The 16,075-nt window shown below is 69.1% G+C and carries 15 protein-coding genes; 6 read left to right on the top strand and 9 right to left on the bottom strand.

Going from position 1 to position 16,075, the window contains the following annotated elements:
* Nucleotides 1-189: 189 nt before the first annotated feature.
* On the bottom strand, nucleotides 190-597 hold the full coding sequence (locus K8940_RS15715; RefSeq protein ID WP_223390965.1) for a helix-turn-helix domain-containing protein: 408 nt from the start codon (nucleotides 595-597) through the stop codon (nucleotides 190-192).
* A 218-nt stretch (nucleotides 598-815) separates the two neighbouring features.
* On the opposite strand from K8940_RS15715, the gene K8940_RS15710 reads away from it, so the two are divergent.
* A complete protein-coding gene (locus tag K8940_RS15710; RefSeq protein WP_223390964.1) occupies nucleotides 816-1,853 on the top strand; it encodes an FAD-dependent oxidoreductase in 1,038 nt (345 codons plus the stop codon).
* Nucleotides 1,854-1,859: 6 nt separating this feature from the next.
* Nucleotides 1,860-3,023: an acyl-CoA dehydrogenase family protein gene (locus K8940_RS15705; RefSeq protein WP_223390963.1), complete on the top strand. Its 1,164-nt coding sequence runs from the start codon at nucleotides 1,860-1,862 to the stop codon at nucleotides 3,021-3,023.
* 63 nt (nucleotides 3,024-3,086) lie between these two features.
* Here K8940_RS15705 and K8940_RS15700 read toward each other — a convergent pair whose 3' ends face one another.
* Nucleotides 3,087-3,806 (bottom strand): TonB family protein, encoded by a 720-nt coding sequence (locus K8940_RS15700; protein ID WP_223390962.1) that lies wholly within the window; start codon nucleotides 3,804-3,806, stop codon nucleotides 3,087-3,089.
* A 192-nt stretch (nucleotides 3,807-3,998) separates the two neighbouring features.
* Here K8940_RS15700 and K8940_RS15695 point away from each other — a divergent pair, with 192 nt between their 5' ends.
* Complete coding sequence (locus K8940_RS15695) at nucleotides 3,999-4,862, top strand: transglycosylase SLT domain-containing protein (protein ID WP_223390961.1); 864 nt, start codon at nucleotides 3,999-4,001, stop codon at nucleotides 4,860-4,862.
* Here the strand turns inward: K8940_RS15695 and K8940_RS15690 are convergent.
* The 3 genes from K8940_RS15690 to K8940_RS15680 all read right to left on the bottom strand — a co-directional run bounded on the left by K8940_RS15690 (nucleotide 4,849) and on the right by K8940_RS15680 (nucleotide 8,586).
* Nucleotides 4,849-6,033, bottom strand: a complete 1,185-nt coding sequence (locus K8940_RS15690) for a CaiB/BaiF CoA transferase family protein (RefSeq protein ID WP_223390960.1) — start codon at nucleotides 6,031-6,033, stop codon at nucleotides 4,849-4,851. The two genes, K8940_RS15695 and K8940_RS15690, sit on opposite strands and share 14 nt — an antisense overlap.
* 102 nt (nucleotides 6,034-6,135) lie before the next feature.
* Nucleotides 6,136-6,555 carry a nucleoside diphosphate kinase regulator gene (gene rnk, locus K8940_RS15685; protein WP_223390959.1) on the bottom strand — a complete coding sequence of 140 codons (420 nt, stop codon included), beginning with the start codon at nucleotides 6,553-6,555 and terminating at the stop codon, nucleotides 6,136-6,138.
* Between the two features lie 237 nt (nucleotides 6,556-6,792).
* On the bottom strand, nucleotides 6,793-8,586 hold the full coding sequence (locus tag K8940_RS15680) for a hybrid sensor histidine kinase/response regulator (protein ID WP_223390957.1): 1,794 nt from the start codon (nucleotides 8,584-8,586) through the stop codon (nucleotides 6,793-6,795).
* A gap of 153 nt (nucleotides 8,587-8,739) precedes the next feature.
* Here K8940_RS15680 and spbR point away from each other — a divergent pair, with 153 nt between their 5' ends.
* On the top strand, nucleotides 8,740-9,888 hold the full coding sequence (gene spbR, locus K8940_RS15675) for a pole-localized protein SpbR (protein WP_223390955.1): 1,149 nt from the start codon (nucleotides 8,740-8,742) through the stop codon (nucleotides 9,886-9,888).
* Nucleotides 9,889-9,956: 68 nt separating this feature from the next.
* Entirely contained in the window at nucleotides 9,957-10,721 is a 765-nt protein-coding gene (locus K8940_RS15670; RefSeq protein ID WP_223390953.1) for an NUDIX hydrolase, read from the top strand.
* Here K8940_RS15670 and K8940_RS15665 read toward each other — a convergent pair.
* Genes K8940_RS15665 through K8940_RS15650 form a run of 4 tightly spaced genes read right to left on the bottom strand, consistent with a single transcriptional unit; the run spans nucleotide 10,718 to nucleotide 14,254 of the window.
* On the bottom strand, nucleotides 10,718-11,359 hold the full coding sequence (locus K8940_RS15665) for an ABC-type transport auxiliary lipoprotein family protein (RefSeq protein WP_223395875.1): 642 nt from the start codon (nucleotides 11,357-11,359) through the stop codon (nucleotides 10,718-10,720). The genes K8940_RS15670 and K8940_RS15665 overlap by 4 nt on opposite strands.
* A 5-nt stretch (nucleotides 11,360-11,364) precedes the next feature.
* Nucleotides 11,365-12,303, bottom strand: coding sequence for an MlaD family protein (locus K8940_RS15660; protein ID WP_223390952.1), 939 nt, complete (start codon nucleotides 12,301-12,303; stop codon nucleotides 11,365-11,367).
* Nucleotides 12,303-13,142, bottom strand: a complete 840-nt coding sequence (locus K8940_RS15655; protein WP_223390951.1) for an ABC transporter ATP-binding protein — start codon at nucleotides 13,140-13,142, stop codon at nucleotides 12,303-12,305. Before K8940_RS15655 ends, K8940_RS15660 begins: the two co-directional genes overlap by 1 nt.
* Nucleotides 13,139-14,254, bottom strand: coding sequence for an ABC transporter permease (locus K8940_RS15650; protein ID WP_223390949.1), 1,116 nt, complete (start codon nucleotides 14,252-14,254; stop codon nucleotides 13,139-13,141). Before K8940_RS15650 ends, K8940_RS15655 begins: the two co-directional genes overlap by 4 nt.
* A 258-nt stretch (nucleotides 14,255-14,512) precedes the next feature.
* Here K8940_RS15650 and K8940_RS15645 point away from each other — a divergent pair, with 258 nt between their 5' ends.
* Nucleotides 14,513-16,075 carry a methyl-accepting chemotaxis protein gene (locus K8940_RS15645; protein WP_223390948.1) on the top strand — a complete coding sequence of 521 codons (1,563 nt, stop codon included), beginning with the start codon at nucleotides 14,513-14,515 and terminating at the stop codon, nucleotides 16,073-16,075.

Raw genomic sequence — 16,075 nt, 5'->3', positions numbered from 1 at the left:
AACGACGCTCGGCGATGAACGTTCGTTCGCTAGGCGGGCGGCGGCGCCAGGCGTGGCTTCAAAGTAAGAATTTACTTCGTGTGCGGAGCGACGAGTCGAGTCGCGGCGGTCGTTTCGCCCAAAGGAAAGCCCGCGTCACCGAACCGGTGCGCGGGCTTTCTTTGCTCACTTTCAGAGGCGAGTTCGTGGCTACGGGGCCTCGTCGTCCACCATGGCGCGGACCAGGTCGACGACCCGCCGGCGCAAGCGACGATCGGCCAGGCGCGGGAACAGGCTGGCCAGTTCCAGGCCTTCCGGCGTGGACACGAACTCGGTCATGCGCTGGGCGAAGCCGTCGTCGATGCCGCCGTCGGTCTCGTCCAGGCCTTCGAAGAAGTAGGACACCGGGGCCTGCAGCAGCTTGGCCGCGTCGTACAGCTTGCTGGCGCTGATGCGATTGGCGCCGCGCTCGTACTTCTGGATCTGCTGGAAGGTGATGCCGAGGGCGTCGGCGACCTGGGTCTGGCTCAGGCCCATCATCTTGCGGCGGATTCTCAGTCGAGCGCCCACATACAGATCAACGGGGTGGGCCGGTTCGGCTGCGGGTCGATCGTTCATCCGCCTCAATTCCCTCCAACGCCGCGCAAGCGGCCTCGCGCCAATATTAACGGATATAGACCGAGCTTGGCCGCGTCGTCACGTCCGGGCGTGCACGGAACGGGTCTTCGCGCCAAAGTGTCGCGCTCGATTTACTACCGTTAACGATGATTGGCCGTCGCGCCCGACGTGGTCGTTCCGGACTTGACGTCCGCGTTCCCGGAAGGTGTCTGCGCGCCATGAAAGTTCAAACAGGCGCGCGTATCGCCGTGGCCGGGGCCGGGGCTTTGGGATCAGCCGCGGCGCTGCGTCTGGCGCGGGCGGGCTTTTCCGTCACCGTCTTCGATCCGGCGCCGGCGGGCGACAACGCCTCGGGCGTGGCCGCCGGCATGCTGGCGCCGGTCAGCGAGGCCCTGTTCGATCCGGCTTCGCGCGATCACCTGGACCTGATGCGCCGCGCCCGCGACCTGTGGCCTGCCTTCGCCGAGAGCCTGGGAATTGAGATCGTCCGGGCCGGCGTCCGAATCGAGGGCTCCGAGGCCTGGCGGGGCCAAGTCGGTCAGCGCCTGCGCGACCTGGGTCTGCCGGCCGACGAGACGATTCGAGAAGACTGGCGCATCGAGGCGCGGCCGGCGCTTGAGACCTTGCGCGCCGCCGCCGAGGCCGCCGGCGCTCGCTTCGAAGCGCGCGCGGTCGAGTCGTTCGCGCCTGGCGCCCTGCGCCTGGTCGACGGCGCTGTTGAAGTTTTCGACGTGCTGCTGCTGGCCACCGGCCCGGGCGCGCGCGACGGGCGCCTAGCCCCGGAGACCACCGCCCTGACCCCGATCAAGGGCCAGATCCTGCGGACCGACGCGACGGCCGGCGACGCGGCGGTGGTGCGGGGCGAGGGGGTCTATCTGGCGCCGGGCGAGATGCTGGCCGTCGGCGCCACCATGGAGGCCGGCCGAGACGACCTTTCGCCCGACGCCTCGGCGACTAAGGCTTTGCGCGCGGCCGCCTGGGCCCTGCGTCCGGACCTCGACCTGGACCAGGCCGAGGTCGAGGTCGGCGTGCGCGTCACCACGCCCGATGGCCTGCCGCTGGTGGGGTGGAGCGCCGCACCCGGCGTGCTGCTGGCCGTCGGCGCGCGGCGCAACGGCTGGCTGCTCGCGCCGCTTGTGGCCGAAATGGTCGCGGCGTATCTGAATGGCGATAACCCGGGCCCCGACGCCGCCGCCATGGACGCGCGCCGCTTCGAGGAGCCCGAGAGCCAAGAAGCAGATCGCGCAGGGGAGTAGCGCCGGATGTCCGGATTCTGGTTGACCGAAGAGCAGGAAGCCATCCGCGAGGGCGTGGCCAAGGTGTGCGCCGCCTTCGATGACGAATACTGGCGCCGCACCGACGAGACCGGAAACTTCCCCGAGGACTTCGTCGCCGCCATCGCTCAAGGGGGGTGGCTGGGCGTGGCCATGCCGGAGAGCGTGGGCGGGGCTGGCCTGGGCCTCACCGAGGCCGCCGTGATGATGCAGACCGTGGCCCAGTCGGGGGCGGGCTTCTCGGGCGCCTCGGCCATCCACCTCAACATCTTCGGGCCGATGCCGCTGGTGAAGTTCGGCACGGACGCGCAGCGCGAGCGCCTGTTGCCCCGGCTGATCTCGGGCGAGGACAAGATGTGCTTCGCCGTGACCGAACCGAACTCGGGCCTGGACACCTCCAGCCTGGAGACCCGGGCCGAGAAGGTCGACGGCGGCTATCGTCTGAACGGTCGGAAGATCTGGACCACCGGAGCCCAGCGCGCCAACAAGATCCTGATCATCGCCCGCACCACGCCCAAGGACCAGTGCGCCAAGCCGACCCAGGGCCTGTCGCTGTTCTACACCGACCGCGAGAAGATCGAGGCCAAGCCGATCCCGAAGATGGGCCGCAAGGCCGTCGAGTGTAACATGCTCTTCATCGAGGACCTGTTCGTCCCGGCCGAGGATCTGGTCGGCGAGGAGGGCAAGGGCTTCTCGTACCTGCTGCACGGCCTCAATCCCGAGCGGGTGCTGTTCGCCGTCGAGGCCATCGGCCTGGGCCGCGCGGCGCTGGCCAAGGCGACCACCTACGCCAACGAGCGCGTCGTGTTCGGTCGGCCGATCGGCAAGAACCAGGGCGTGGCCCATCCGCTGGCCAAATCTTGGGCCGAGCTCGAGGCCGCTAACCTGCTCGCCTTCAAGGCGGCCGCGCTCTACGACCAGGGCAAGGACTGCGGGGCCGAGGCCAACGCCGCCAAGTACCTGGGCGCTGAGGCGGGCTTCCATGCCTGCGAGAACGCGGTCCTGGCGCACGGCGGCATGGGCTACGCCAAGGAGTACGACGTCGAGCGCTACTTCCGCGAGGCGATGATCGCCCGCATCGCGCCGGTCAGCCGCGAGATGATCCTGAACTTCATCGCCGAGCGCGTGCTGGGCCTGCCCAAGAGCTACTGAGGACAAGTTTGGCCGGGTCGCGGAAGGCGCGACCCGGCCGCCGTTTCAACGCCGGAGGAGGGCTTAGGCGCCCGCGTTGAACCGGATCGGGATGCGCACGGTCGCCCCATCGACCGGTTCGCCGTTCTCCATCTGCGGCTTCATCTTGAAGAAGCGCGACAGCTTCAGCGCCGCACCGCCGAAGCCCTGGCCGGCCGGAGTCTCCGAGACCACGGCGCAGTCACGCACCGAGCCGTTGACGGTCACCGCGCAACTCAGTGTCGCCAGGCCCGAGACCCCGCCGCGGACCGCGCCGTCCGGATAGTAGCGAGCCATGTCGTCGGCCGACGGCATCTTCAGCCAGTTGGCGCGGGTGATGACCTTGGGCTGCGGCGCGGGCGGAGCCGGGGGCGCGGGCGGGTCGGCCGTGAATGTCGGTGGGCCGCTGACAGCAGGACCATCCGGCACATCCAGGGTCTTTACCGGCAGGACTTCCGGCGGGCTGATCGGCGTGGTGACCGGCGGGTGGACCTTGATCGGATTCGAAGGCGGCGGACGTTCATTGCTCGGCGGCGGAGGCGGCGGTGGTTTCGGCGCCAACGGAGTGGGCTCGATAATGATACCCGGATCCTCCACCATCGGCGGCAGCGGATTGACCCACTTCTGATACGCCAGGTAACCGATCAGCCCGATATGCAGCGCGCCCGAGACGCCCAGGCCGATCAGCAGCGCTTTCGAGCTTTTGCGCGGCGCGTCGTCCAGGCCGGGAATGCCGGAGCCGTTGGGGTTGAGAGCCAGGGCCATGCGGACCTCCTAGATGAAACTACATCTGTGAAATCAGGTCAGCATGGATGGCTTCCGCTGTAAATTGACAATCGTAATCTACTTGGCGATTTTGTTACGCCCGTAAGATCGGGTGCGGCATCTCGTCCCCGGATAGAGCCGCGAGAACGTGGTTAATCCTGCATTAACCATGATCGCTGACTCCTGAGACCCATGCCCGCGGTCGGTTCCATTCGCAGCGTCGTCGAGTCGGCGATCCAGCGCGCCTCCAGCGCGACCGGAGTCGACTTCACGTTCCTGATGGGCACGGCCAAGCGCGAAAGCGGCTTCAATCCGGCCGCCAAGGCGCGGACCTCGTCGGCCTCGGGCCTTTTCCAGTTCGTCGACCAGACCTGGCTCTCCACGCTGAAGAAACATGGGTCCAAGTACGGCTACGCCCGCTACGCCGACCTGATCACCCAAGGGGCGGACGGCCGTTACCGCGTCGACGGCGACGAGGCCCGCAAGGCCGTGCTGAGCCTGAAGACCGACCCGCACGCCGCTTCGCTGATGGCCGGCGAGTTGGCCTCGGACCACGCCTCGTACCTGCGGGGACGGGTGGGGCGCTCTCCGACGGCCGGCGAGCTCTACGCCGCGCACTTCCTAGGTCCGTCGGGTTCGGCCCGGCTGATCGAGGCGGCGACCGCCTCGCCCGGCGCCAACGCCGCGGCCATGTTCCCGGACGCCGCCCAGGCCAACCGCTCGATCTTCTACAAGGACGGCCGCGCCGCCACGGTGGGCGAGGTCTACGCCAACCTGACCAAGACCGGCGGCGCCACGCGCGTCGATCCAGGTCCCTCCGCGCCGATCGTCGAGCCCGACCAGGGCTTCCTGCAGTACGCGACCGGTCGGCGCCTGGAGCACATCCGCCAACAGGAGGCGGTGGTCGACCTGATCCTGCGCGGCTCGCAGGATGTCGGCAATCCGTTCGGGGACACCAGCAGCATGGGCGGCGGTCAGCGCCTGGCCAGCTCGATGTTCTCGGCCGAGATGCTGCGCGTGCTGGCCGACGCCAACGACAAGGTCAAGCAGCGCTAGTCAGCGCCGCGACTTGCTCTTCCGACCAACCCAGTTCCCTGAACACCGCCGCCGTGTCCGCGCCCAGCTTCGGTGCAGGACCGCGCGGACCGTCCTCGGCCCCCGGGAAACGCGCGGGTGCGGCCGGGGCCTTGAACGTTCCGCCCGCGCCGTCGGGCGTGTCGACGAAGCAGCCAGCCGCCTCGGCCTGGGCGTCGACCGCCAGCTCGCGCGGGGTCTGGTAGGGCGCCCAGGTGATGTCGCCGGCGTCCAGGGCGGTGGCGGCGTCTTCGTAGGCCATGGCTCCGAAGGCCTCGTCCAGGATGTCGACCAGGACCTGGCCGTGCTCGCGACGGGCCTTGGCCGAGGCGAAGCGTGGATCGTCGACCAGTTCGGGGCGCCCGGCGGCGGCGGCGATGCGCGGCCAGTCGACCGAGCCCTGACGTGGCAGAAGACAGATCCAGCGACCGTCGGCGGTCTTGTAGAAGTTGGCCAGTGGCTGCACCGCCTCGCGCCGGCCGCGCGTGGAGGCCAGCTTTCCAAAGCGCAGCTGGATCGCCATGTCCGAGCCGATCGCGTAGACGCCGGTGCGCAGCAGCGAGGTCTCGACGAGCCGCCCGACGCCCGTCCGCGTCCGTTCGTGCACCGCCGCCAGGATCGCCGAGACGGTGGCCAGCGAGGTGACGTGGTCGCCCATGCCCGTGCGGATCGGGAAGGGCTCAGCCCCCTTCGGCGCGGTGATCGATCCAACGCCGGCTCGCGACCAGAAGGCGGCCACGTCCATACCCGGCTTGTCGCGGTCGGGACCGGTCAGGCCGTAGCCCGTCAGGCTGCAATAGATCAGGCGCGCATTGACCGCCTTCAGCGCCTCGTAGTCGAGGCCCGCGCGGGCCAGGGCGGCGGGACGGACATTGGTCAGGAAGATGTCGGCGGTCGCCGCCAGGGCCTTCAGCGCCTCGCGGCCCAGGTCGGCGCGGATATCCAGCACGACGGCCCGCTTGCCGCGGTTGTCCAGCTCGAAGATCGGGTTCGCGTCCTGGTCCGAGCCGATGGTGTCGAAGAAACGCCGCATCGGGTCGCCCTCGGGCGACTCGACCTTGATCACCTCGGCGCCCCAGTCGGCCATGATCCCCGCCGCGCCAGGAGCGGCGATGTAGGTCGCCAGCTCGACGACACGCAGTCCCTCCAGCATCGCATCCTCCCATCTTTTCTCGTTGCGGAGAGTGTGCGGATCGGGACGAGGATTGGAAAGGCTTACCCAGCGGCAAGCCTTTCAACCAGGACGCCAGGAAACCTAGAAGACGACGCGACCGGGCGGCTCGACCTTGAGGATGCGCAGCAGCCGCTCGTGGCCGTCTCGATCGGGCCACTGGATCGACTGGCCGACCGAAAGCCCGATCAGGCCCGCGCCCACCAGGGAAAGGACCGAGATCTTGCCGGCCGCGATGTCGGCCTCCTTGGGATAGACCAGCAGCACCGAGCGGGCCGCGCCATGGGCGTCGTCCTCGAACCGCACGGTCGAGCGCATGCGGACGACATGGTCGGGCATCTCGGCGTCCGGGCGGACCTCGGCGCGGTCGATCTCCCGCAGCAGCATGTCGGCCGCCAGTGGCGCGGCCTGCTCCATCTGCAGGGCCAGGGTGGACAGGCGTTCGACCTCGGTCTCGGCCATGATGAGGTGTGGACGTGCGATGGCGTCCGCTTGCGCGAGCATGGGAAGCTCCAGGCATAAGGATGTTCAGGCGCGACGGCGCGCCAGCGGCGACCGTCGGATGGCGGGATGAGTGATGTTCGCCCCGAACGCCCGCGACGGGCGCGCGGACGGTTCGGGGCTAGGAGCCTGCGAGCAGGCTACCGCCGTGATGGCGAAAACGCCGGAAGGTCGGGCGCGAGAACATGGGCCATTCTCCACCCGCGACCCGACTTGTCAAACTTGGTCGGAGCGGACCGGTCAGGCAGCCTCGGGCTTGGCCTCGCTCCGGTTCAGGGCGGCGGCGTCGGCCAGGGCGCGCGCGACGGCGGCCACGCTGACCGGCTTGCGCAGGACGATGTCGGCGCCAGCGTTCAGGAATTCGGAGGCTTCCTCGCCATCGCCGTCGATGATCGCCACGATGGGCGCGGCGCGGTTGGGGCCCTCGGCCTCGCGCAGCGAGGCGGCGGCGCCGGGACCGTCCAGCACCGGCATGCGGTGGTCCAGCATCAGGAGGTCGAACTCGGCGATCCTGGCCAGGTCGGCGGCGCGGCGGCCGTTCTGGGCGTGGACGACCTGGTGGCCCAGCTGCTCGAGAATGGCGCGCAGCATGGCCGCGTTCAGGGCGTCGTCCTCGGCGATCAGGATGCGCAAGTAGCGCTGCGCGCCCGGCGCCTCGGTGGTCACGGCCTCGAGCTCTTGCGTGAGATCGCACTCGGCGGCGGGATCGAACGGCAGGGAGAGGGTGAAGCAACTGCCGACGCCCACGGCGCTGCGGGCCTCCAGCGCGCCGCCCATCAGGCGGGCCAGCTGACGCGACAGCGACAGGCCCAGGCCCGCGCCATTGACGCCGGCGCCGGTGCGTTCGATGCGGCGGAAGGGCTCGAAGGCCTGCTCCATCTCCTCGGCCGAGAGGCCGGGGCCGGTGTCGGCGATCTCGATGGCGACCTGGTTGTCGCGCAGCTCCAGGCGCACCTCGACCCGGCCGCGCACGGTGTACTTGACCGCGTTGCCCAGCAGATTGGTGATGATCTGGCGGGTGCGCATGACGTCGGCGACTGTCGCGCCCCTGTCGCGCCCGCGCAGCAGGGGATCGACATGGATCGCCAGCTCAAGCCCCTTGGTCGCCGCGTGCGGCTTGTCCAGCAGCACCAGGTCCTGGACCAGGCGGACGGGATCGAACGGGCGGGTCTCGACGCTGAGGCGGCCGGATTCGGCGGTCTCGGAGTCGAGCGTAGCGTTCAGGACCGACATCAGGTCCTGGGCGGCGTCCAGCGCGGCGTTCAACTGCTCGCGCGAGGGCAGGGCGCGCCCGCCCCGGCCGGCGGCGGCGGCCAGGACGTGGGTGACGCCGGTCAGGCCGTTGCGGATCTCGTGGCTGAGGGTGGCGACGATGTCGGACTTGGAGCGGGCGGTGCGCTCGGCCGTTTCCAGGACGCTCAGGCGCTCCTCGACCAGCCGTTCATGGGCGACGGCCAGGTCGTGCTGACGGCGGAACATGCGGTTGAGGATCATGCCCAGCGTCAAGGCCAGGGCCGACGCTCCCCAAGTCATCACGCCAGCCTGATGGCCTTTCGGATGCGAGAACTGAGCGATTACCGGACCGGCCGCCGCCAACGGCGCGATGGTCAACAGGGCAGGCAGGTAGGGCGCGGCGAAGAACGCGCAGACCACCGCGCCGGCCGTGGCCAGCATCAGCAGGGTTTCGCGCGCGGGACCCGCGCCCTGGGCCAGGATCGAGATCTGCACGACGCTCATCGCCCACATCAAGCCGCCGAGAACCTGGATCCGGGCTCGCCGGTTAAGCTCTTGCGACGCTTCGTCGCGCAGCCAGTTCACCACGGCGTAGAAGGCGCCCCAGTTGATGGCGAAGACCGCGAAGCTGGCGCTCATCCAAAGACGGTTCGCCGCGAAGGATCCGACCCACACGAACAGGGGCAGGCTGACCGCGAAAACCCCCAGCGCGTAAGGCAAAAGCGCGGCCTGGGCGTCCAGCGCCTTGGCGAGTTGAGCGCCGTCCGTGGGGCTTGCTTTCAGGCGGCGCTCGGCGAGCAAGGTCGCGCTCCTTTCGATTGAGAGCGCACCTTAGGGGAGCGTGGTTGGATCCCGGTTACGGGCTATCGTTAATCCACAGCTTCCTGGCGCAAACAATCATTAAGCCTAACGGCCGACCATGCGACTCCACGCATAGCTTCGGGCGGGCGAACCATGGCCACCACACGCGCTGCACTGACCGAATCCGACATCCGCATGCTCGTGAAGGGCGCGACGCCTGACGAGCGCGCGCTGGCCGCCCACAAGCTTTGCCGGAACATCGACCGCGCCGCCCTCAGCGAGGAGGAGCGCCAGGTCGCGCACGACATCCTGCGGGTGATGGCGGCCGACGCCGCCGAGCTGGTGCGCCGCGCCCTGGCGGTCACGCTGAAGAACTCGATGGCCCTGCCGGCCGATGTCGCCAATCGTCTGGCGCGTGACGTCGAGAGCGTCTGCCTGCCGATCATCAGCTTCTCGCCGGTCTTCAGCGACAACGACCTGATGGAGATCGTCCGTGTCGGCGGTCCGGTGCGCCAGATGGCGGTGGCCAAGCGCCCGAAGCTGTCGACCCGCGTCACCTCGATGCTGGTCGAGCAGGGGGGCGAGGACGTGGTCGCCACGGCCTGCGCCAACGACAACGCCCGCTTCTCGGAAGTGACGCTGCAGAAGGCCCTGGACCGCTTCTCCAAGTCGGAACAGGTGCTGCAGGCCGTCGCCTATCGCGCGATCCTGCCGATGGCCGTCAGCGAGCGCCTGATCGAAATGGTCGGCGAGCAGCTGCGCGACCACATCCTGGTCAATCACAACCTTTCGGCCGAACGGACCCTGGAGCTGATCCTCGGCGCCAAGGAGCGGGCCACGATCGACCTGGTGGACCAGGCCGGCCGAGCCGCCGACCCTCGGGCCTTCGTCGCGCACCTGCAACGGGCGGGCCGCCTGTCGCCCTCGCTGATCCTGCGGGCCCTGGCCCATGGTCACATGAACTTCTTCGAGTGGGCCGTGGCCGAGCTGGCCGGCGTACCGCACCATCGCACCTGGCTGATGATCCATGACGCGGGTCCATTGGGCCTGAAGGCGATCTGCGAGCGCGCGGGCCTGCCGCCGCGTCTCCATTCGGCCTTCCGCGCGGGCGTCGACGCCTTCCACGGGCTCGAGTTCGACGGCGGCGCGCATGATCGCGAACGTTTCCAGGAACGCATGATCCAGCGCTTCCTGACCTCGTCGCATGCGGTCTCGCGCGAGGACAGCGAGTACCTGATGGAGCGGATGGACCGCAGCAGCAACAAGCGCCGCGGCGACCGCAAGGGGCAGGGGGCGGCCTAGGCTCCAAGACCAAACGGGCGTTCGAAAGATGTCTGTGCAAGCGCGCGGAGCGGCGCCAGACTTGCGGCATGTCTGACTCGACGCCGGGTGGGGTCCGCCTCGCCGCCACCATACTGCTGCTTCGGGACGCGCCCTCGTTCGAGGTGCTGATGGTCAAGCGGCATCATCAGATCGACTTCGCGGCCGGGGCCCTGGTGTTTCCGGGCGGCAAGAGCCACCAGGGCGACAGCCATCCGCGTTGGCGGGAACTGGCGCTAGGCTTCGACGACACCAGCCCGGACGATGCGGCCTTGCGCATCGCCGCCATCCGCGAGGCCTATGAGGAAGCCGGGGTGCTGCTGGCTCGGGACCGCGACGGCGCCTTCTACGCGGGCGAGGCGGCCAAGGACGTCCGGGCGGCGGTAGCCGAGGACAAAGTCGCCTTCATCGACGTGGTCGAGGACCTGGGGCTGAAGCTGGATCTCTCGGCCCTGACCATCTTCGCCCGCTGGATCACGCCCAGGCTGATGCCCAAGCGGTTCGACACCTGGTTCTACGTCGCCCATGCGCCTCTGGCCCAGCAGGCCATCTGCGACGGCCACGAGGCGGTCGACGCCGAGTGGATCGCGCCGGACAGGGCGCTGGCGCTGGCCTCGTCGGGCGAGCGCAAGGTGATCTTCCCCACACGCATGAATCTGCAGCTGCTGGCCGAGAGCGCCGATCCCGGCGACGCGGTGGCGCGCGCGGCGGCGCGCGAACTGGTGACCGTCGAGCCTTGGGTCGACGGTCCCATCCTGCGGATCCAGGAGAACGCGGGCTATGGCCCGGTGACCGAGCCCCTGGACGCGCTCTAGCTCTTCAGGCCTGGCCCGGCCGCGTTGGTCCAGGCGACGATGTCGCCCAGCACCTTGGCCACGGCCTGGTCGAAGGCCGGAACGATAGCCGAGACACGGTTGTCAACAGCCTTCACGCGGGCCTCGAACACCTGGTCGCCGACCAGGGCGCGGTCGCTGCTGCGGTTCAGGACCCCACGGACCCGCACGACGATCTCAGGCGCGGCCTTGGGCCCGTTGACGTAGTCGGCCTCAAAGGTCCGCACCTCCAGGCGCAGCACGAGATCGGCCTTGGCCACCTCGCCGCGCGCGATCAGGCGGGCGCGGCCTGGGTCGTTCTGGAAGGCGCGGGCTACGGCCTCCTCGAACAGCACGAACGCGGGCGAGACCCAACGCGCGCTGGCGACATAGGCGACCTCGCCGTTGCTGCTGGTCATGATCCGGTCGCCGGCGGCGGCCCGGGTGAAGGCCGAGGGCGCCTTCAGGACGCCGAACATCGCCCCCGGCGGACCCTTGGGCACGCTCACGTCGCTCTCGCCGAAGCGATACAGCGTCGAAGGCTTGGTCTTCGGGAAGACGCTGATGCAGCCGGACAGGCTGGCGGCCAGCGCCGTGACGATCAGGAGGCGGCCAGCGGCCTTGCCAAGGGTCTTCATCATCGAGCTCACGGCTTGACCTCCACTTCCTTGGCGGGCGCCTTGCCGACCAAGCCTCGAGGGTTCTGTTCGACGTCGCCGACCAGGCGATCCAGGGACTCGGCGGCCGACTGCAGGGTGACGATGGCCGACGACAGCTGGGGCAGGCCGGTGCTGGCGAAGTCCGTGGTCGGGCCTTCCAGCTTGGAGACCATGCCGCGCGCATCCTTGGCGGCGGCCTTCAGCTCGGCGGCGGCGTCGCCCAGTTCCTTCAGGGTGCGCTTGGCGTCGCCGTCGACCAGGCCGTTGGCGCTCTTGGAGAGCTCGGTGATCGACTGGGCGGTCTGGTCGATGCTCTGCAGCGCCTTCTGGGCGTCGGCGATGATCTCCTTGCGCTCGCGCAGCTCGGCGGTGACCGCCTGGACGTCGCTGAGCGAGGCGCTGAAGGTCTTGATGTTCTTGTCGGACAGCACCCGGTTGACTCGGTCCAGGGCCTCGATGGTGCGTGTCAGCACCGTGCCGCCGCCCTCCAGCAGGTCGGAGAGGGTGCTGCGCTGGCTACGCAGGACGGGCACCTTGCCGTTCTTGACGGTGTCCTTCAGCAACTCCTTGTTCGGCGAGCCGGCGGTGATCTGGACGTAGTTGACGCCGGTGATGCCCTGCGGCTCCAGCGTGGCGTAGCTGTCGACCTTGATCGGCACGTCCGAGGTGACGCGCACCCGGGCGATCACGCGGTTGGGGTCGCTCTTGTCCAGCTCGATGCGGGTGACTTCGCCGACCTTGATGCCGTTGAAGTGCACCTCGCCGCCCTGAGACAGGCCGCGAACCGGACCGATGAACAGGATGTCGTAGAGGTCGTAGTCGCGCGTGAAGCTGATCTTGGCCAGCCAGACCGCGAAGATGATCAGGCCCATGAACAGGGCCAAGGTGATCGCGCCGACCAGGGCGTAGTTGGCGTTTCTTTCCATCAGTCGTCGTTCCTCGCCTCGGCCGGATCCTCGGAGGTCGCGGCGGCGCGTCCTCGTGGGCCCAGGAAGTACTGTTTGATCCAGGGATGATCGGAACGCTCGAGCTCGCGCACGGGCGCCACGGCCACGACCTTCTTGTCGGCCAGTACGGCGACGCGGTCGGTGATGGCGTAGAGGCTGTCCAGATCGTGGGTGATCATGAAGACGGTCAGGTCCAGGCTGTCGGACAGGTCCTTGATCAGGGCGTCGAAGGCCTGGGCCGCGATCGGGTCGAGGCCGGCGGTCGGCTCGTCCAGGAACAGCAGCTCGGGGTCCATCGCCAGGGCCCGGGCCAGGCCGGCGCGCTTGCGCATGCCGCCCGACAGCTCGGCGGGCTTCAGCGTCGCGGCGCGGGCGGGCAGGCCGACCATGGCGATCTTCAGGTCGGCGATCTCCTCGATCTCGCGCCGGGGCAGGCGGGTATGCTCGTGGAGCGGGGCGGAGACGTTCTCGCGCACCGTCAGGTTCGAGAACAGCGCGCCCTGTTGGAACAGCACGCCCCAGCGCCGCTCGACCGACGACCAGCGCCGGCGCGACGCCGTGCGCATGTCGCCGCCGAACAGCCGCACCGTGCCGCCGTCGGGGGCCTTCAGGCCGATGATGGTGTTCAGCAGCACCGACTTGCCAGTGCCCGAGCCGCCGACCACGCCCAGCACCTCGCCGCGCTCGACCTTCAGGTCCAGGCCGTCGTGCACGACGTTGTCGCCGAAGCACGAGACCAGGCCCTGCACCTGGATCGGATAGGTCTCGGAGTCGCGTTCGATCTCGGGCGTCGCCGCGACGGGGGCGGGGCCGGTCATATGTCCAGCTCCATGTAGACCAGAGCGAAGGCCGCATCGATCAGGATGATGGCGAAGATGGCGTGCACCACCGCCGCGGTCACGCGTCGGCCCAGGGACTCGACGTCGTTGCCGACCTCCATGCCCTGGCGGCAGCCGATCGCGGCGACCACGGCCGCCATCACCGGCGCCTTCGAGAGGCCGATCCAGAAGTGAGTGGCCCCGACATAGTCGACGATCCGCTGCAGGAAGAAGGTCGGCGAAAGGTCCAGCACGATCCAGACGACCAGCATGCCGCCCGCCAGGCCGGCGACCGTGGCCACGAAAGTCAGCAGCGGGATGGTCAGCAGCAGGGCGGCGAAACGCGGCAGCACCAGCGCCTCGTAAGGGTCCACGCCCATGACCTGCATGGCGTCGATCTCCTGGTTCATCTTCATCGAGCCGATCTCGGCCGCGAAGCTTGAGGCCGAGCGGCCGGCCAGCAGGATGGCGGTGATCAGGATGTTGAACTCGCGCATCACCGAGATGCCGATCAGTTCGACCGAATAGACCTGGGCGCCGAAGTCGGTGAGCATGTTGGCGCCCAGCAGGGCCACCACCGCGCCGATGAAGAAGGTCGTCGTGGCCACGATCGGCATGGCGTCCAGTCCCGCGCGCTCGCACAGGGCCACCACCGGCGCCCAGCGGATGCGGCGCGGATCGGCGATGCAGCGGCCCAGGGCGACCAGCAGGTGCCCCAGGAACACCATGGTGTTGTAGCCGTCCGAGAACAGGCCGAAGACCCCGCGCCCGATCCGTTCCAGCAGGGCCTGGAGGCCGCCAGGCCGCACGGTGGGTTCGGGCTCGACCTGGATGGCGGCGGCGACCAGCTCCAGCAGCCGCGACACCTCGCGGCGCGCCTTCACGGTTTCGGGCTTGAGGCGATCGCCGGCCGCGCGGAGGATCGCGTAGGCGCCGGCGGTGTCGCAGCGATTGACCCCGGTCAGGTCCAGTTCCAGCTCGCGCGGCGCGGACAGCGCGTCGCTCAGCCGCAGGCCGGCGTCGAACAGCCCTCGGGCGGTCCAGTCCCCCGACAGGACCACTGCGGCGCGGCCGTCCTGCTCGGTCAAGGTGAAGTCCGCCGGAAGCGCCATGAAGTCCTTGAGGGTCTTTTCCTGGTTATATCCAGGCCGCGCCGTGGACCTGACAAGTCCAAAACGCGCCAAGGTGCAGCTTGGTTCTATTCTAGGCGAGAGCGTGGCCGAACGCCCGTGAATACGGGGGGATTCCGTATGATCGCGCAATCGGTGCGTCCACGGGGCGCATCGCGCCCGACTTCAATCTTGGTTAACAGATTCCGGTCACGAACGACGCCAGCTCATCATTACCGTCCGAGTCGGAGTACCCAACGCATGACCGCGCACGCCAAGCTGGATCAGCGCATGGCTTTCATGCGTTTCGACGAGCGTTCGCGTTCGGCGCTGCGCGCGATCCGGCCGGTGATCGACGCCGAGATCTCGACCGCGCTGGGACGCTTCTACAGCCAGGTGCGCGTCTTCCCCGAAACCCGCGCCAAGTTCCGTGACGAAGCCCACATGGCCGGCGCCGAGCGCGCTCAGGCCGCGCACTGGCGGCGGATCGCCCAGGCCGACTACGGCGAGACCTATGTCCGCGATGTCGAGCGGATCGGGCGCGCCCACGTCGAGGCCGACCTGGCGCCGCAATGGTACATTGGCGGCTACGCCCTGGTGGCCGAGGAACTGATCCGGGCGGTGATCGCCAAGCGCGCCAAGGGTCTGTTCAATGGCGCGAAATCCGACGCCGAACTGGCCGATGGCCTTTCAGCCCTGACTAAGGCTGTGTTCCTGGACATGGAACTGGCGATCTCGACCTATCTCAACCTGCTGGAAGAAGAGCGCGAGGCGATGGAAGCCGAACGCGAGGCGGCCGAGCGTCGCCAGGCCGAGGCGGTGAAGGCCATCGGTTCGGCCCTGTCGCGCCTGGCGGCCGGCGACCTGTCGGCGCGTGTCGAGGGCGACCTGGCGCCGGAGTTCCAGGGCCTGAAGGTCGACTTCGAACAGGCCGCCGGGGCCCTGGCCGACGCCATGCGCGCCGTCGAGCATTCGGCCGGCGACATCCGCTCCAGCGCCGACGAGATCGCCCGCAGCGCCGAGGACCTGTCGGAACGCACCGAACAGCAGGCCGCCACGCTGGAGGAGACGGCCGCCGCCGTCGAGGAGCTGACCAGCGCCGTCGGCAGGACCGCCAAGAGCGCTCGCGAGGTGTCCTCGCGCGTCGGCGAGGCCAGTGCGGAAGCCGAGCGTTCGGGTCAGATCGTCAGCCGCGCCGCCGAGGCCATGACCAAGATCGAGGCCCAGTCGCAGCAGGTGAACCAGATCCTGGGCATGATCGACGAGATCGCCTTCCAGACCAACCTTCTGGCCCTGAACGCCGGCGTCGAGGCCGCGCGCGCGGGCGACGCGGGCAAGGGCTTCGCGGTTGTGGCTCAGGAAGTGCGGGCCCTGGCCCAGCGCTCGGCCGACGCGGCCAAGGAGATCAAGTCGCTGATCACTGAGTCCAGCCGCCAGGTCGGCGAGGGCGTCGAACTGGTCGGCCAGACGGGCGAGGCCTTGCGCGGCATCGTCACCAAGGTCGGCGGCATCGACGAGCTGGTCAACGCCATCGCGGCTTCGGCCAGCGAACAGGCCACCGCCCTGAACCAGGTCAATTCGGCCGTGAACCAGCTGGACCAGGTAACCCAGCGCAACGCCGCCATGGTCTCGCAGTCGACCGAGGCCACTCACGCCCTGCGCGTCGAGGCCGCGGACCTGTCGAATCGGGTCGGCGCCTTCCGCCTGGGCGGGCGGCCACAGGTCGTCTCGACGTATCAGTCGACCTACCAGGAACGTCCGGTCGAGAACCCGGTGCACGCCGCCCGCGCGCGGGTGGCCGCCTTCGCCCGTCCGGGACGCTGA

It is taken from the genome of Caulobacter segnis (assembly GCF_019931575.1).
In the GTDB taxonomy this organism is placed as follows: Bacteria; Pseudomonadota; Alphaproteobacteria; order Caulobacterales; family Caulobacteraceae; genus Caulobacter; species Caulobacter segnis_C.
Note: the sequence above shows the minus strand (reverse complement) of the source record. Positions and strands in the feature narration are given on the sequence as shown.

Bases quoted from the DNA above. Each gene is read 5' to 3' on its own strand.
- rnk (WP_223390959.1), bottom strand. From the start codon at position 6,555: ATGCTCGCGCAAGCGGACGCCATCGCACGTCCACACCTCATCATGGCC.
- K8940_RS15665 (WP_223395875.1), bottom strand. From the start codon at position 11,359: ATGATGAAGACCCTTGGCAAGGCCGCTGGCCGCCTCCTGATCGTCACG.
- K8940_RS15660 (WP_223390952.1), bottom strand. From the start codon at position 12,303: ATGGAAAGAAACGCCAACTACGCCCTGGTCGGCGCGATCACCTTGGCC.
- spbR (WP_223390955.1), top strand. From the start codon at position 8,740: ATGGCCACCACACGCGCTGCACTGACCGAATCCGACATCCGCATGCTC.
- K8940_RS15650 (WP_223390949.1), bottom strand. From the start codon at position 14,254: ATGGCGCTTCCGGCGGACTTCACCTTGACCGAGCAGGACGGCCGCGCC.
- K8940_RS15710 (WP_223390964.1), top strand. From the start codon at position 816: ATGAAAGTTCAAACAGGCGCGCGTATCGCCGTGGCCGGGGCCGGGGCT.
- K8940_RS15705 (WP_223390963.1), top strand. From the start codon at position 1,860: ATGTCCGGATTCTGGTTGACCGAAGAGCAGGAAGCCATCCGCGAGGGC.
- K8940_RS15690 (WP_223390960.1), bottom strand. From the start codon at position 6,033: ATGCTGGAGGGACTGCGTGTCGTCGAGCTGGCGACCTACATCGCCGCT.
- K8940_RS15715 (WP_223390965.1), bottom strand. From the start codon at position 597: ATGAACGATCGACCCGCAGCCGAACCGGCCCACCCCGTTGATCTGTAT.
- K8940_RS15655 (WP_223390951.1), bottom strand. From the start codon at position 13,142: ATGACCGGCCCCGCCCCCGTCGCGGCGACGCCCGAGATCGAACGCGAC.
- K8940_RS15645 (WP_223390948.1), top strand. From the start codon at position 14,513: ATGACCGCGCACGCCAAGCTGGATCAGCGCATGGCTTTCATGCGTTTC.
- K8940_RS15700 (WP_223390962.1), bottom strand. From the start codon at position 3,806: ATGGCCCTGGCTCTCAACCCCAACGGCTCCGGCATTCCCGGCCTGGAC.
- K8940_RS15695 (WP_223390961.1), top strand. From the start codon at position 3,999: ATGCCCGCGGTCGGTTCCATTCGCAGCGTCGTCGAGTCGGCGATCCAG.
- K8940_RS15670 (WP_223390953.1), top strand. From the start codon at position 9,957: ATGTCTGACTCGACGCCGGGTGGGGTCCGCCTCGCCGCCACCATACTG.